The following is a 14,693-nucleotide window of genomic DNA, read 5'->3' as shown; positions in this document are numbered from 1 at the left end:
TCAGCCCTTCATCTGGTTGACATCGTCCACGGCGATGGTGCCGCGCTGACGGAAATAGATGACGAGGATCGCCAGACCGATCGCCGCTTCACCGGCGGCCACCGTCAGAACGAACATGGCGAAGACCTGCCCGACCAGATCGCCCAGATAGGCGCTGAACGCGACGAGATTGATGTTCACCGCCAGCAGGATCAGCTCGATCGCCATCAGGATGACGATGATGTTCTTGCGGTTGATGAAGATGCCGAGCACGCCGAGCACGAACAGGATCGCGCTGACGACGACATAATGACCCAGGCCGATCATGCGGAAAGACCTCCCTTTCCGTTCGCTTCGAGCGAAGTCGAGAAGCGGGGTGCGCCAAGTGTCTCGACGACGCTCGACACGAACGGAGCGTTGATGCGGGAGAGGCTCACAGCTCTACCCCCTTGCCCACCGGCTGATCGATGTTGCGCACGGCATCCTCGGGCCGGCGGCGGACCTGCTTGCCAATATCCTGCGACCGCACGCCGCCACGGGCGCGATGCGTCAGCACGATGGCTCCGATCATCGCGACGAGCAGGATGAGCCCGGCCGCCTCGAACAGGAAGATGTAGCGCGAGTAAAGCAGCGCGCCGATCGCCTGGATGTTCGGCATGTCCGTCGGTGTCGGCGCGGCCCGCTGCGCGAGCGTGACCTCACCGGCCTGCCAGATGGCGATGCCGAGCACCAGCTCGACCAGCAGGATCAGCGCGATGGCGCCGCCCAGCGGGAAATAACTGACGAACCCGGCTCGCAACTCCGCGAAATCGATGTCGAGCATCATCACCACGAAGAGGAAGAGCACGGCGACCGCACCCACATAGACGATGACGAGCAGCATCGCGACGAACTCGGCGCCGAGCAGCACCATGAGTCCCGCCGCGTTGAAGAACGCCAGGATGAGCCAGAGCACGCTGTGCACCGGATTGCGCGCGAGAATAACCATCGTGGCGGATGCCACGACGATGCTCGCAAACAGGTAGAAGGCGAAAACTTGAACGGTCAAAACGTCCCCCTCTGGTCCCTTCGCGGCGCCTTAACGGTAGGGGGCATCGGCGGCAAGGTTCGCCGCGATTGCCCGCTCCCATTTGTCACCATTGGCGAGCAGTTTCGCCTTGTCGTAATAGAGTTCTTCACGGGTTTCCGTGGCGAACTCGAAATTCGGGCCTTCCACGATCGCATCGACCGGGCAGGCTTCCTGGCAGAAACCGCAATAGATGCACTTCACCATGTCGATATCGTAGCGCGTCGTGCGGCGCGAGCCATCGTCGCGGGGCTGCGCCTCGATGGTGATCGCCTGTGCCGGGCAGATTGCCTCGCACAGCTTGCACGCGATGCAGCGCTCCTCGCCATTGGGATAACGGCGCAGCGCATGCTCGCCGCGGAAGCGGGGCGAGATCGGGTTCTTCTCATAGGGGTAGTTGATGGTCGCCTTGGGCTTGAAGAAATACTTCAAGGTCAAAGCGTGCGCCTTCAAAAACTCCCAGAGAGTGAAGGATTTGACGAGATGCGCAATCATGCGCCGCCTCCATAGCGGGTCAACATCAGGAACCCGGACACGAGGAATACGAAGAAGAGCGAGAGCGGCAGGAAGACCTTCCAGCCCAGCCGCATGAGCTGGTCATAGCGGAAGCGGGGCACCGTCGCCTTCACCCAAGAGAAGATGAAGAAGAAAATGAAGGTCTTGGCCAGCAGCCAGATGATGCCCGGCACAAAATAGAGCGGCGCCCAGTCCACCGGCGGCAGATAGCCACCCCAGAAGAGCAGCGCGTTGAGCAGGCACATCAGGATGACATTGGCATATTCACCGAGCCAGAAGAGCGCGAAGCTCATCGACGAATATTCGGTCTGGTAGCCGGCGACGAGCTCGGATTCCGCCTCGGTCAGGTCGAAGGGCGCCCGCGCCGTCTCCGCCATGGACGAGATGAGGAACACCACCGCCATGGGGAAGAGCAGCGGATTGAAGCCGTGGCCGTTGAGGAAGCCATAATAGCTGCGCTGCGTCTCGACGATGGTCGAGAGGTTGAAGCTGCCCGACCAGAGCACGACGCTGATGAGCACGAAGCCGATCGAGACCTCATAGGAGATCATCTGCGCGCTGGCGCGCATCGCCGAGAAGAAGGGATATTTGGAGTTGGACGCCCAGCCCGAGATCACCACGCCGTAGACGCCGAGCGAACTCACCGCGAGAATATACAGCAGGCCGACATTGATGTCCGCCAGCACCATCCCGGCATCGAACGGAATGACCGCCCAGGCCAGCAACGCCACCGTGAATGTGATGATCGGCGCGAGGATGAACAGGCCTTTGTTGGCCGCACTCGGGATGATCGTTTCCTGCAGGAAGACCTTGAGACCGTCCGCGAACGACTGGAGCAGACCGAAGGGACCGACGACGTTCGGGCCGCGACGCAGCGCCATCGCCGCCCAGATCTTGCGATCGGCATAGATGATCATCGCGACGGCCAGCATGAGGGGCAGCGCGATGAGGAGGATGAGGATCAGGTTGGCGACGAACCAACCGAAGCCCGTGCCGAGATAGGTCTGGAAAAACTCGGTCATTCCGCGGCCTCCGCGAACTCTTCACCCATGACCAGTTCTGCCGAGCAGCGCTTCATCGTCGGGCTGGCCCGGCAGATGGCGTTGGTCAGGTAGAAATCCTTGATCGGCAGGCTGATCGGGCCGCTCGCATTGCTCGCCAGCGACGGGGCTGACCAGCCGAAATCGACCAGGCCTTCCTGCGCTAGCGCCGGGACGGCGGCATACATGGCCGCACGCAGTGCCTCGAAGCTGTCGAACGCCAGCTTCTTGCCCAGCACATCAGAAAGCGCGCGCAGGATCGTCCAGTCCTCGCGGGCATCGCCCGGCGCGAACACGGCCTTGTCGCCGCGCTGCACGCGGCCTTCCGTGTTCACATAGGTGCCGGCCTTTTCGGTGTAGGCCGCGCCGGGCAGGATCACGTCCGCTGCATGGGCGCCCTTGTCGCCATGATGGCCGACATAGACCTTGAAGCTCTTGCCGAAGAGGTCGAACGGCACATCGTCCGCGCCCATCAGGAACAGCAGCTTGGGCTCGCTCTGCGCGATCGCCTTCACCCCGCCCTGCGCGGCATAGCCGAGCATCAGCCCGCCCATGCGTGCGGCGGCCATGTGGACGACGTTGAAGCCGTTCCAGTCAGCCTTGATCAGACCCAGCGTGTTCACCGCCGCCAGTGCGGCGGCATGCACGCCCGCGGCCGCCAGCGCACCGCCGCCCATGATGAGCGCCGGGCGGTTGGCCGCAGCGAAGACATCAAGCACATCCTTGGGCAGGTTCGCGAGCAGCGCGGCATCGTTGCCGAGCGAGGTCACCTTGTAGGTCAGATCCACGTCCGGCCCGATGGTCCAGACCTTGGCGCCCTTCTTGATGGCCTTGCGGATGCGCGTGTTGATCAGCGGGGCTTCCCAACGCAGGTTGGTGCCGACCAGCAGGATCGCGTCCGCCGTTTCGATGCCGGCGAGCGTCGAATTGAAGTTCACCGCCGAAAGGCTGGAAACGTCATAATCGAGGCCGCCCTGGCGACCTTCCAGCAGCGAACCGCCAAGGCCACGGACCAGCTCACGCGCGGCGAACATCGTCTCGCAATCGAGCTGATCGCCGGCGATCGCCGCGACCGAACCGTTGGCGCTTTTCGCCACGGCAGCGATGGCCGCAAAGGCCTCGTCCCACGTAGCGGGAACCAGCTGGCCGTCCTTGCGAACATAGGGCTTGTCCAGCCGCTTGCGCATCAGCCCGTCAACGGCGTGGCGGGTCTTGTCGCTCGCCCACTCCTCGTTCACGTCATCGTTGACGCGCGGCAGGACGCGCAGCACGGCGCGGCCGCGGCTGTCGATGCGGATATTGGTGCCCACGGCATCCATGACGTCGATGGCGAGCGTCTTCTTGAGCTCCCAGGGCCGTGCCTCGAAGGCATAGGGCTTGGACGTCAGCGCACCGACCGGGCAAAGATCGACCACATTGCCGGAGAGCTCGCTCTTGGCGGCATGCTCCAGATAGGTCGTGATCTGCATGTTCTCGCCGCGATAGATGGCGCCGATCTCCGGCACGCCGGCCACTTCCTCGGCAAAGCGCACGCAGCGGGTGCACTGGATGCAGCGGGTCATCACCGTCTTGACGATGGGCCCCATATATTTCTCGGTGACCGCGCGCTTGTTCTCGTCATAGCGCGATTGGCCGCGACCATAAGCGACGGACTGGTCCTGCAGATCGCACTCGCCCCCCTGATCGCAGATCGGGCAATCGAGCGGGTGATTGATAAGGAGGAACTCCATCACGCCCTCGCGGGCCTTCTTCACCATCTCGCTATCGGTGCGGATTTCCTGACCGTCCGCCGCTGGCAGCGCGCAGCTCGCCTGCGGCTTGGGCGGCCCAGGCTTCACCTCGACAAGGCACATGCGGCAATTGCCCGCAATGGAGAGGCGCTCATGATAGCAGAAGCGCGGAATTTCCTTGCCGGCCAGCTCGCACGCCTGAAGCACGGTCGCTCCGGCGGGAACTTCGATGTCGATGCCGTCTACTTTGACTGTGGGCATGATTACTCCGCTGCCTCCAGCACAGGGGCGCCGCCGCGCTTGGCCGCGATGCGGCGCTCGATCTCGGGGCGGAAATGGCGAATGAGGCCCTGGATCGGCCAGGCGGCTGCGTCGCCGAGCGCGCAGATGGTGTGGCCTTCGACCTGCTTGGTGACCTGGAAGAGCATGTCGATCTCTTCCACCTCGGCATCGCCGCGCACAAGCCGCTCCATCACGCGCCACATCCAGCCGGTGCCTTCGCGACAGGGCGTGCATTGGCCGCAGCTCTCATGCTTGTAGAAGTAGCTGAGCCGCGCGATCGCTCGCACGATGTCGGTCGACTTGTCCATGACGATGACCGCTGCCGTGCCGAGGCCAGAGCCGAGCGCGCGCAGGCCGTCGAAGTCCATCGGCGCATCCATGATCTCGGCGGCCGGCACCAGGGGCACCGAAGAGCCGCCGGGGATGACCGCGAGGAGATTGTCCCAGCCGCCGCGAATGCCACCGCAATGGCGATCGATCAGTTCGCGGAACGGGATGCTCATGCTCTCCTCGATCACGCACGGCTTGTTCACATGGCCGCTGATCTGGAAGAGCTTGGTGCCGCGATTGTTCTCGCGACCGAAGCTGGAGAACCAGCCGGCGCCGCGCCGCAGGATCGTCGGCGCAACCGCGATGCTCTCGACATTGTTGACCGTGGTCGGGCAGCCATAGAGGCCCGCACCCGCCGGGAACGGCGGCTTGAGGCGCGGCTGGCCTTTCTTGCCTTCGAGGCTCTCGATCTGCGCGGTTTCCTCGCCGCAGATATAGGCCCCTGCCCCGCGATGCACGAACACGTCGAAATCATAGCCCGAGCCGCAGGCATTCTTGCCGAGGAAGCCCTTGGCATAAGCCTCTTCCACCGCCGCGAAGAGCACCTTCGCCTCGTAGATGAACTCGCCACGGATGTAGATATATGCCGCCCGCGCGCGCATCGCGAAACCGGCGACGAGCGCCCCCTCGATCAGCTTGTGCGGATCGTGGCGGATGATCTCGCGGTCCTTGCACGAGCCCGGTTCGGACTCGTCGGCATTGATGACCAAGAAGCTCGGACGCCCGTCCTTGCTTTCCTTGGGCATGAAGCTCCACTTCATACCGGTCGGGAAGCCGGCGCCACCGCGACCACGCAGGCCCGAGGCCTTCATGATGTCGATGATGCCATCCTGGCCGATTTCCAGCAGCTTCTTGGTATTGTCCCAATCGCCCCGCTTCATGGCGGCGTCGATGCGCCAGTCCTGATAGCCATGGACGTTGGTGAAGATGCGGTCCTTGTCTTCCAGCGGGCCGACAAAGGGCGGCGGCGCGGCGGGCGTTTCGTCAGCCATTACCATTCCCCCCGATAATCATGATTCTCGGTGACCATCGCCTTCGTCGCAGTCGGCCCGCCCTCGGGCGCGCTGGTCTGGCGGTCGATCTGCGGACCGATTTTGGGCTGCTTGCCCGCCGCAAGATCGTCGAGGATCGCCGTCATGCTGTCGAAGGTCAGGTCTTCGTAATTGTCGTCGTTGATCTGGACCATCGGCGCATTGGCGCAGGCGCCGAGGCACTCGACCTCGGTGAGCGTGAACAGGCCGTCTGCGGTGGTCGTGCCCTTTTTGAGGCCGCGCTTGGTGCAGGCGTCCAGCACATCGTCGCTGCCGCGCAGCATGCACGGCGTCGTGCCACACACCTGCACATGGAACCGGCCGACCGGCGCCAGATTGTACATGGTGTAGAAGGTCGCGACCTCGTATGCCCGCATGAACGGCATATCAAGCTGGGCGGCGACATATTCGATCACCGGGATCGGCAGCCAGCCCTGCGTGTTCGTCTCCGCACCGACCTGCCGCTGGGCGAGATCGAGCAGCGGCATCACTGCCGACTGCTGGCGGCCCTCGGGATAGCGCGCGATGACCTTCTTGGCCTGCTCGGCATTTTCCGGCGTCCAGGCAAAGCTGCCCCAACGGGCGCGGACTTCGGCTTCATCGGGGATCTGGGGTGCGTCAGCCATTCTCGCGGATCCGCTTGCTGTAGGCCGGCGCGCCGAAGGTCAGCCAGAAATAGACCGTGGCGCAGGCCAGCCCGGCGACCACGCCATCGGGAACATCGGCCATGCGGTCCAGCACGATCAGCACCATGCCGGCAAGGCTCAGCACCAGGATATGCAACCAGACGGGTGTTGCGTCGCCCCTCATCGAATGAACTCCACGCGCGACACCTTGTCGCCCTCGAATGAATAGACTGCGATCACGTCGAACGGCTCAACCAGCTCCGAGCCATCGCTGGCCGGGCCGCGCGTGACATGCTCGCGCATCAGTACGTAATTGCCGATGGCCTGCGCCTCGACGATCTCCGCATGGTTCTGCGGCCATTTGGCGAAAGCGGCGGCGAGGCCCGAGCGGGTCCCTTCCTTGCCTTCGCGCACGACGGCACCGCGATAATTCGCCTCGCAGGCTTCGTCCGTCATCAGCTCGACATAGGCGTCGGCATCCTGACGATTGTAGCGGGCGATCATCTCGCGGGTGATGGCGATGCGCTCGTCAGCGGACAGCATGGTTGCAACACTCACCGGTCGCACTCCCCGAACACGATGTCCATCGCGCCGAGAACGGCCGTGGTGTCGGCGAGCATGTGGCCCTTCATCAGGAAGTCCATCGCCTGCAGATGGCTGAACGCCGTCGGGCGGATCTTGCAGCGATAGGGCTTGTTGGTCCCGTCGCTCACCAGATACACGCCGAACTCGCCCTTGGGGCTTTCGGTCGCCACGTAGACTTCGCCCTCGGGCACGTGGAAGCCCTCGGTGTAGAGCTTGAAGTGGTGGATGAGTGCTTCCATCGACTGCTTCATCTCGCCGCGCTTGGGCGGCACGACCTTGCGATCGAGCGAAGCGACCGGGCCGTCCGGCATCTCGTTGAGGCACTGCTTCATGATCCGCGCCGACTGGCGGACCTCCTCCACGCGCACCATGAACCGGTCGTAGCAGTCGAAGTTGGTGCCGACGGGCACGTCGAACTCCATGCGATCATAGACATCGTAGGGCTGGGCCTTGCGGATATCCCACGGAATGCCCGAGCCGCGCAGCATCGGGCCGGAAAAGCCCCAGCGCAGCGCGTCTTCCTTGGAGCAGACCGCGATGTCGACATTGCGCTGCTTGAAGATGCGGTTGTCCGCCACCAGGCTGATCGCATCCTCGAAGAGACGCGGCAGCCGCGTATCGAGCCAGTCGCCAATATCGGTGAGCAGCTTGAGCGGCACGTCCTGATGAACGCCGCCCGGACGGAAGTAAGCCGAGTGCATGCGGGCACCGGATGCGCGCTCGAAGAAGTTGAGGCAATCCTCGCGGATCTCGAACATCCACAGATTCGGCGTCATCGCGCCGACGTCCATGACATGAGAGCCAAGGTTCAGCATGTGATTGCTGATCCGCGTCAGCTCCGCAAAGAACACGCGCAGATATTGGGCGCGCAGCGGCACTTCGAGGTTCAGCAGCTTCTCGATGGCCAGCACATAGCTGTGCTCCATGCCGAGCGGCGAGCAATAGTCCAGCCGGTCGAAATAGGGCAGCGCCTGCAGATAGGTCTTATACTCGATCAGCTTCTCGGTGCCGCGGTGCAGCAGGCCGACATGCGGATCGCAGCGCTCCACGATCTCGCCCTCGAGCTCCATGACCAGACGCAGCACGCCGTGGGCAGCGGGGTGCTGCGGGCCGAAGTTGATCGTATAGTTCTGGATCGCGGTGTCGCCGAGCGCCGGATCGGCGTCGTCAACAAGATGCTCCAGCTTGTCGAGATATTCGGACATCAGGCGTCACCCTCGGGCGTCTTGGGCTTGCGCGTACGCTTCGGCTTGTTTTCCACCGGGGGCGTGTCTTCCACCGGTGCGGACGCAACCTCCGCCTTCTTGGCACGCGGCGCACGGGCCTGTTTGGTCGCAGCCTTGTCGGCCGGCGCACCGGCACCGGTATCCGCAGGCTCGTCCGTCGTCTTGGCCGTCTTTGCGTCCGGGGAAGCGGATGCTGGCGGGGGTGGCGGCGGAGGTGGCGGCGGCGTGGGCGCACCCGGCGCCTCGCCCTTGGCCTTCTCGTCGCCCGGCAGCACATATTGCGCGCCTTCCCACGGGCTCATGAAGTCGAAGCTGCGGAAGTCCTGCGCCAGCTTCACCGGCTCATAGACGACCCGCTTCTGCTCTTCGGAATAGCGCAGCTCGACATAGCCCGTGAGCGGGAAGTCCTTGCGGAACGGATAGCCCTTGAAGCCATAATCCGTGAGGATGCGGCGCAGGTCCGTGTTGCCCTCGAACAGCACGCCATACATGTCGAACACTTCACGCTCGAGCCAGCCGGCGACCGGCCAGAGGTGCGTGACGGTCGGCACCGCATGATCCTCATCGGTGCGCACCTTGACGCGCAGGCGATGGTTCTTGGTCACCGAGAGCAGATGATAGCAGACCTCGAAGCGCTCGGCCCGCTCGGGATAGTCGACCCCGGCGATCTCCATGAGCTGCTGATAGTCGAAACGATCCCGCAGAAGCTGCAACGCATCGGCCAGCGCCTCGCGCTGCACGCCCACGCTCAGCTCGAAATGCGCATCCTTGATCGCCAGCACGGCATCGCCCAGCGCGGCGCGAATGGCATCGGCCAGACCCTCGATCGGCTCGACCCGCGGTGCGGAATGAACGGCTGTCACCATATCCGTCCCCTCAACGCTCTATCGTGCCGACCCGGCGGATTTTCCGCTGGAGCTGCATGATGCCATAAAGCAGTGCTTCGGCGGTCGGCGGGCAACCGGGGACATAGATGTCCACGGGCACAATCCGGTCGCAGCCGCGCACGACGCTGTAGCTGTAATGATAATAGCCGCCGCCATTGGCGCACGAGCCCATCGAGATGACGTATTTCGGCTCGCTCATCTGGTCGTAGACCTTGCGCAGCGCCGGAGCCATCTTGTTGCACAGCGTACCGGCGACGATCATCACGTCGCTCTGGCGCGGAGACGCGCGCGGTGCAGCGCCGAAACGCTCCATGTCGTAGCGCGGCATGTTCACGTGGATCATCTCGACCGCGCAGCAGGCGAGGCCGAAGGTCATCCACCAGAGCGAGCCGGTGCGCGCCCAGTTGAACAGGTCTTCCGTCGAAGTGACGAGAAAGCCCTTGTCGCTCACCTCGGTGGAGAGCGCCTTGAAGAATTCGGGATCTGGCTGCGTGGCCGGCGGAACCCCGATCAGCGGAGCGCCCAGCGTGCCCGGCCGTTCAAGTTCTACTCCCAATCGAGTGCTCCCTTCTTCCAGGCATAGACGAGGCCGAGCACCAGCTCGAAAATGAAGATCATCATCGCGCCCCAGCCGGCCCAGCCGATCTCAGCCAGACTCACCGACCAGGGGAAGAGAAACGCCGCTTCCAGATCGAAGATGATGAACAGGATCGCGACGAGATAGAAGCGCACGTCGAACTGACTGCGCGGATCCTCGAATGCGGGAAAGCCGCACTCATATTCGCTCAGCTTTTCCGGGTCCGGCTTGTGCGACCCCGTCAGCCGGCCGACGGCCATGGGCAGGAACACGAACGCGCACGACAAGCCCAATGCGACAACCAGAAACAGCAGGATCGGCAGATATTGCGACAGATCGACCACTTGAATCCCCTAGGCTTAATAGCCTTTGATGGGGGCGCTTTAGGACTGCTGCACCTGCGAGGCAACCCTTGGACGGGCTGAGAATGATTCGCAACAAATCAGCCGAGCCTGAGCCCCTTCCGCCGGGCCCCGGGGCGGCCGAACGCCCAACCATTCGTCGCATTCGATCACGTCGGAGATTGCAAATGCCTCGCAACAACACTATCAACGAATCATGCTTGTCTGTATCTGTAATGCGATCACGGAACAGGAACTGCGCAGCGTTGCTCGCCAGGGTGTGACGTGTCCCGAAAGCGCCTACCGAGCGCTCGGCAAAACGCCGCAATGTCGCATCTGCCTCGATCATGCGGAAGATGTGATGGTGGAGGAGCAATCCTCCTGCCGGGCGCGCTGCAGCCGCAGCCTTAATGCGCCGAGCCAGACCGGCACCTGGGCAACGGCCTGAGCCGACCAGCCAAGCCCCATTCCTGACTATCATTGGCATTAGCGAAGAAGTGCACCGCTATTAAGAACCTATCGCACCCATGGTTGCGAGACGTTCTCGCGTGAATTATTGCCGCTTTGCTGCTAGTTCCGCTCCATCGACTGACGACATGGAGACAGAACATGAAGGGTGACGAAAAGGTCATCGAATTTCTCAATGGCGCGCTCAAGAACGAGCTGACGGCCATCAACCAGTATTTCCTCCACTACCGTCTTCTCGATCATTGGGGCATCTCGAAGCTCGCCAAGTTCGAATATGAGGAATCGATCGACGAGATGAAGCACGCCGACAAGCTGGCGGAGCGCATCCTGTTTCTCGATGGCTTGCCCAACTTCCAGCTGCTCGGGCGCCTGCGCATCGGCAGCACGGTCGAGGAAGTGCTCAAGGCCGACCTGGATACCGAACTGGAGGCGATCCCGCTGCTGCGCGATGCCATCCAGCATTGCGAGAGCGTGCGCGACTATGTCAGCCGCGACCTGTTCCAGCACATCCTCGACAGCGAGGAAGACCATGTCGACAAGCTGGAGACGCAGTTCGAGATGATCGAGCGCATGGGCCTGGCCAATTATATCCAGCTCAACAGCGAGGCCGTCGAAGGCTGACGCGCCGGACTCAAAAAAGGGCGCCGATGCTGGCCGGATGGCGAGCAGCAGGCGCTCTTTTTTGTTGGCCGGTAACGGCAGCAGCGATAGTCGCCGGCGCCCCTCACATGTTGCGCAGCGCGCCTGCGAGCAGCTTGTGAAGCTTGCTGTGGAGCACGTCATTGGCGGCCAGCACCTGGCGACGCTCAACGGGCTCGGCGCCACCCCGGAAATCGGTGACGAAACCGCCGGCCTCGCGCACCAGAAGAATGCCGGCCTGCACGTCCCATGCCGAGAGGCCGCTCTCCCAGAAGCCGTCGTAGCGCCCGGACGCGACCCAGGCGAGATCGAGCGCAGCGGAGCCATAGCGGCGGATGCCCGCGACCGAGGGGGCGATGGCGCCGAAAATGCGGCTCCATTCAGTGAAATCGCCGTGGCCGATAAACGGAATGCCGGTGGCGATCAAAGCCTCGGTCAGATCGCGACGAGCCGAGACGCGCAGGCGCTGGTCATGCCGCCAGGCGCCGCGGGATTTCTCCGCCCAATAGCTCTCGTCCGTGATTGGCTGATAGATCATGCCGGTCGTCACTTCGCCCCAGCCCTGCCCGGAGCGATGCGGCTCCTGCACGGCGATGGAAATGGCGAAATGGGGGATGCCGTGGAGGAAGTTGGTTGTACCATCGAGCGGATCGATCACCCAGCGCGGCTTCATGGGATCGCCGGCGATCTCGCCGCCTTCCTCCAGCAGGAAGCCCCAGTCCGGCCGCGCCTTGCTCAGCTCGGCGACCAGCGTGTCCTCCGCCTTCTTGTCGGCGACGGTCACGAAGTCGGCCGGCCCCTTGCGGCTGACCTGAAGATGCTGAACCTCGCCGAAGTCGCGCCGCAGTTGCGGAGCCACCTTGCGGGCCGCGCGCTCGATGACCGTCAACAGGCCGGAATGGGATACCATGTCAATCTGTCTCCTCCGGCGCGGAAGAGCGGCCGGTCAGGGAATGAAATCACTTCTTGGGCGGTGCGACCATCTCGGGCCGCAAACCGCAAACGGCCGCCATGGCGCTGAGCACCTGGGTCGGATTTTTGCGGTCCAGCTTCTTCTCGGTCATCAGCTTGTCGGTATTCTCGCTGATCTTGCTGAACGGATTCCCGTAGGCGCAGGTGAAGAGAATGCTCTTCACCGGCTGCGGAATCTTGTCGGACTGCAGACCGCTGACCATGATGCGGAAATTCTCCGCCGCGTGCTGAAGCTGGGCTTCGCTGGGCTGCCCCGCAGGCTTGGCGGGCTTGGCCTGCGCCAGCAACGGCGCGGACCAGGCGAGGGACAGGGCCAACACGGACCCGGCGACGAGGCGGAGGGGCCGCATCAGTCGGCCCGCTTCACATATTCGCGCTCATACACGTCGACGATGATCCGGGTGCCGGTGGTGATGTGCGGCGGCACCATCACGCGCACGCCATTGTCGAGAATCGCCGGCTTGTAGCTGGCCGATGCAGTCTGCCCTTTCACGACGGCGTCCGCCTCGACCACGGTCGCCTCGACCGTCTCGGGCAGCTGCACGCTGATCGGGCGCTCTTCATACATTTCGAGCATGACCATCATGCCGTCCTGCAGGAAGGCGGCGGCGTCGCCGACGAGATCGTTGGGCAGGTTGATCTGCTCATAGGTCTCCGTGTCCATGAAGACGAGCATGTCGCCCTCGGCATAGAGATACTGGAAATCCTTGGTGTCGAGGCGGATGCGCTCGACCGTCTCGGCGGACCGGAAGCGCACATTGTTCTTGCGCCCGTCGATCAGGTTCTTCAGCTCCACCTGCATATAGGCGCCGCCCTTGCCGGGCTGGGTGTGCTGGATCTTCACGGCGCGCCACAGGCCGCCTTCATATTCGATATTGTTGCCGGGACGAATATCCACGCCGCTGATCTTCATGGGTCGCGCCTGTCTATTTCAAGGATGGAAAGAGCCGGTGCGCCCTCTAGCCGTGTTGACGGGCAACGGCAAGGGGCGCGGGCAATCCCGCCGCCCATGCGCTGGCGGTGGGCGACGAATTGATCTTGCGCAAGGCGCGCTATCGTTCCGTCCGGCACGATCGGATCATTGCAAGCCGGACAAGACCCAGGAGAGCAACATGACCCTTGATACCCGCGAGACGCTCGACGACCTGTTCCCGCATGACCATGAGGTGCTTCACGCCCTGAAGCTCCACAACGCGCATTTCCGCACGCTTGCCGAGCGCCACCACCTGCTCACGCGCCAGATCTACCGGATCGAAACCGATATCGAGCCGGCCTGCGACGAGCATCTGGAGGACCTCAAAAAGGAGAGACTGGCGATCCTGGACGACATGTCGACCCTGATCGCCCAGCAGCGCAGCTGAGGCACGCCGCGCCCGGCCTTAAGGCTGGGTGGGCTCGGCCGCTGGCTTCAAGACAGGATCGGTCTTGCTGCCCTTCAGGCGCGGGAACAGCAGCCCGAAGAGATGATCGATCGCGAAGATGGTGATCAGCGCGGTCATGAACATGGTCAGCCCGGCGAAATCATGCAGGAAGCCCTGCGCCGCTGCCTCGCCACCATGATAGGTCAGCAGCACCAGCAGCACGATCCGCACGAAATTGGCGAATACGGCGACCGGCACGATCGCCACGATCATCAGCAGCGCGTAGCGCACATTGGCGTGGTGGCGCAGATAGACGTAGAATAGCGAGATGGCGGAGAGCGAGATGAGCGAGTTGAGGCCCGCGCAGGCCTCCGCGACAAGCAGCTGATACTGACCGACCTGAATGGTGACGCCCGACGAGGCGACCGGATAACCGACCAGATACAGGAAGCCGACGGCGGATTCGGAGAGCATGATCTTGAGCGGATTGGTGACCATGGCCACCAGCGTCTCAGGCGGCGGCAACACGAACAGCAGGTAGATGAGCGGGAACCAGAGCCGCTTGAGCGCCTCCCAGCCGATGGCGCTGAACAGCGCCGCGACGACGAGGCCATACATGAGAAAGCCTTCCGTCTCGACGATGTTGCTGACCCGCGAGACGAAGTAGAGCGGGAGCAGAATCGCAAAGGCGATGGCAATCGGAAGTCCCGGCGCAGGCCGCGCGACGGCCGCGGCATTCTGCCATTCCCGCCACAGCAGCCACAGGCCGGTGGCCAGCACGATGGGACCATGCGCGCCCTGCTCCGTCGACCAGCTTTCCCGCGCGACGAGCAGCAGCGTCGGAACGAGCACCGCGAGGATACCCGCCCCCAGAACAGGGTTGGCCATCAACCAGTTCAGCAGCTCGAAACGGGTTTTCTTTTCGGTAATCACAGGTGCATTCGTCGCCATTGGAACTCTCAGCTCTTTGACCTGCGCCTAACCTGAACAAGGTTAAGAGCTGATGATGATACGGTCAGCCGTCGGGATAATTTTGG

At 63.2% G+C, this 14,693-nt stretch carries 19 protein-coding genes; 2 read left to right on the top strand and 17 right to left on the bottom strand.

Features of this window, described 5'->3' with window-relative positions; all coding sequences use genetic code 11:
• From nuoK to M2342_RS07135, 13 genes are all read right to left on the bottom strand, one after another.
• Positions 1-306 (bottom strand): NADH-quinone oxidoreductase subunit NuoK, encoded by a 306-nt coding sequence (gene nuoK, locus M2342_RS07195; RefSeq protein WP_181560075.1) that lies wholly within the window; start codon positions 304-306, stop codon positions 1-3.
• 106 nt (positions 307-412) lie between these two features.
• The gene (locus tag M2342_RS07190) at positions 413-1,027 is read right to left on the bottom strand and encodes an NADH-quinone oxidoreductase subunit J (protein ID WP_181560076.1); all 615 of its coding nucleotides are present in this window, start codon (positions 1,025-1,027) and stop codon (positions 413-415) included.
• A gap of 30 nt (positions 1,028-1,057) precedes the next feature.
• Positions 1,058-1,540, bottom strand: a complete 483-nt coding sequence (gene nuoI / locus M2342_RS07185; protein ID WP_264570750.1) for an NADH-quinone oxidoreductase subunit NuoI — start codon at positions 1,538-1,540, stop codon at positions 1,058-1,060.
• Positions 1,537-2,583 (bottom strand): NADH-quinone oxidoreductase subunit NuoH, encoded by a 1,047-nt coding sequence (gene nuoH, locus M2342_RS07180; protein WP_264578582.1) that lies wholly within the window; start codon positions 2,581-2,583, stop codon positions 1,537-1,539. Before nuoH ends, nuoI begins: the two co-directional genes overlap by 4 nt.
• Positions 2,580-4,592, bottom strand: coding sequence for an NADH-quinone oxidoreductase subunit NuoG (gene nuoG, locus M2342_RS07175; RefSeq protein ID WP_264578581.1), 2,013 nt, complete (start codon positions 4,590-4,592; stop codon positions 2,580-2,582). The genes nuoH and nuoG overlap by 4 nt, the downstream gene beginning before the upstream one ends.
• A 2-nt stretch (positions 4,593-4,594) precedes the next feature.
• Entirely contained in the window at positions 4,595-5,935 is a 1,341-nt protein-coding gene (gene nuoF, locus M2342_RS07170) for an NADH-quinone oxidoreductase subunit NuoF (protein ID WP_264570753.1), read from the bottom strand.
• Complete coding sequence (gene nuoE / locus M2342_RS07165; RefSeq protein WP_264578580.1) at positions 5,935-6,600, bottom strand: NADH-quinone oxidoreductase subunit NuoE; 666 nt, start codon at positions 6,598-6,600, stop codon at positions 5,935-5,937. The genes nuoF and nuoE overlap by 1 nt, the downstream gene beginning before the upstream one ends.
• Positions 6,593-6,784, bottom strand: a complete 192-nt coding sequence (locus M2342_RS07160) for a hypothetical protein (protein ID WP_181560082.1) — start codon at positions 6,782-6,784, stop codon at positions 6,593-6,595. Before M2342_RS07160 ends, nuoE begins: the two co-directional genes overlap by 8 nt.
• Positions 6,781-7,143, bottom strand: coding sequence for a nuclear transport factor 2 family protein (locus M2342_RS07155; RefSeq protein WP_264574893.1), 363 nt, complete (start codon positions 7,141-7,143; stop codon positions 6,781-6,783). The genes M2342_RS07160 and M2342_RS07155 overlap by 4 nt, the downstream gene beginning before the upstream one ends.
• 11 nt (positions 7,144-7,154) lie before the next feature.
• The gene (locus M2342_RS07150) at positions 7,155-8,390 is read right to left on the bottom strand and encodes an NADH-quinone oxidoreductase subunit D (protein WP_264573157.1); all 1,236 of its coding nucleotides are present in this window, start codon (positions 8,388-8,390) and stop codon (positions 7,155-7,157) included.
• Positions 8,390-9,277, bottom strand: coding sequence for an NADH-quinone oxidoreductase subunit C (locus M2342_RS07145; protein ID WP_264578579.1), 888 nt, complete (start codon positions 9,275-9,277; stop codon positions 8,390-8,392). The genes M2342_RS07150 and M2342_RS07145 overlap by 1 nt, the downstream gene beginning before the upstream one ends.
• 10 nt (positions 9,278-9,287) lie before the next feature.
• Positions 9,288-9,854 (bottom strand): NuoB/complex I 20 kDa subunit family protein, encoded by a 567-nt coding sequence (locus M2342_RS07140; protein WP_181560084.1) that lies wholly within the window; start codon positions 9,852-9,854, stop codon positions 9,288-9,290.
• A complete protein-coding gene (locus M2342_RS07135) occupies positions 9,845-10,219 on the bottom strand; it encodes an NADH-quinone oxidoreductase subunit A (protein WP_181560085.1) in 375 nt (124 codons plus the stop codon). The genes M2342_RS07140 and M2342_RS07135 overlap by 10 nt, the downstream gene beginning before the upstream one ends.
• A gap of 606 nt (positions 10,220-10,825) precedes the next feature.
• Here M2342_RS07135 and bfr point away from each other — a divergent pair.
• Positions 10,826-11,305: a bacterioferritin gene (bfr, locus tag M2342_RS07125; protein ID WP_181560086.1), complete on the top strand. Its 480-nt coding sequence runs from the start codon at positions 10,826-10,828 to the stop codon at positions 11,303-11,305.
• A 103-nt stretch (positions 11,306-11,408) separates the two neighbouring features.
• On the opposite strand, the gene M2342_RS07120 is transcribed toward bfr, so the two are convergent.
• From M2342_RS07120 to efp, 3 genes are read right to left on the bottom strand one after another with little or no spacing between them, the layout of a single operon-like run.
• Entirely contained in the window at positions 11,409-12,233 is an 825-nt protein-coding gene (locus tag M2342_RS07120) for an inositol monophosphatase family protein (RefSeq protein WP_181560087.1), read from the bottom strand.
• Between the two features lie 49 nt (positions 12,234-12,282).
• On the bottom strand, positions 12,283-12,645 hold the full coding sequence (locus M2342_RS07115) for a hypothetical protein (RefSeq protein ID WP_264578578.1): 363 nt from the start codon (positions 12,643-12,645) through the stop codon (positions 12,283-12,285).
• Positions 12,645-13,208 carry an elongation factor P gene (gene efp / locus M2342_RS07110; protein ID WP_181560089.1) on the bottom strand — a complete coding sequence of 188 codons (564 nt, stop codon included), beginning with the start codon at positions 13,206-13,208 and terminating at the stop codon, positions 12,645-12,647. Before efp ends, M2342_RS07115 begins: the two co-directional genes overlap by 1 nt.
• A 199-nt stretch (positions 13,209-13,407) precedes the next feature.
• Here efp and M2342_RS07105 point away from each other — a divergent pair, with 199 nt between their 5' ends.
• Entirely contained in the window at positions 13,408-13,656 is a 249-nt protein-coding gene (locus tag M2342_RS07105; RefSeq protein WP_264578577.1) for a YdcH family protein, read from the top strand.
• Between the two features lie 18 nt (positions 13,657-13,674).
• Here the strand turns inward: M2342_RS07105 and xrtV are convergent, their stop codons facing one another.
• On the bottom strand, positions 13,675-14,607 hold the full coding sequence (gene xrtV / locus M2342_RS07100) for an exosortase V (RefSeq protein ID WP_264578576.1): 933 nt from the start codon (positions 14,605-14,607) through the stop codon (positions 13,675-13,677).
• Between the last annotated feature and the right edge of the window lie 86 nt (positions 14,608-14,693).

The sequence above is a fragment of the Sphingobium sp. B8D3A genome, assembly GCF_025961995.1.
Lineage (GTDB): Bacteria > Pseudomonadota > Alphaproteobacteria > Sphingomonadales > Sphingomonadaceae > Sphingobium.
This window is presented reverse-complemented; position numbering and strand designations above follow the sequence as displayed.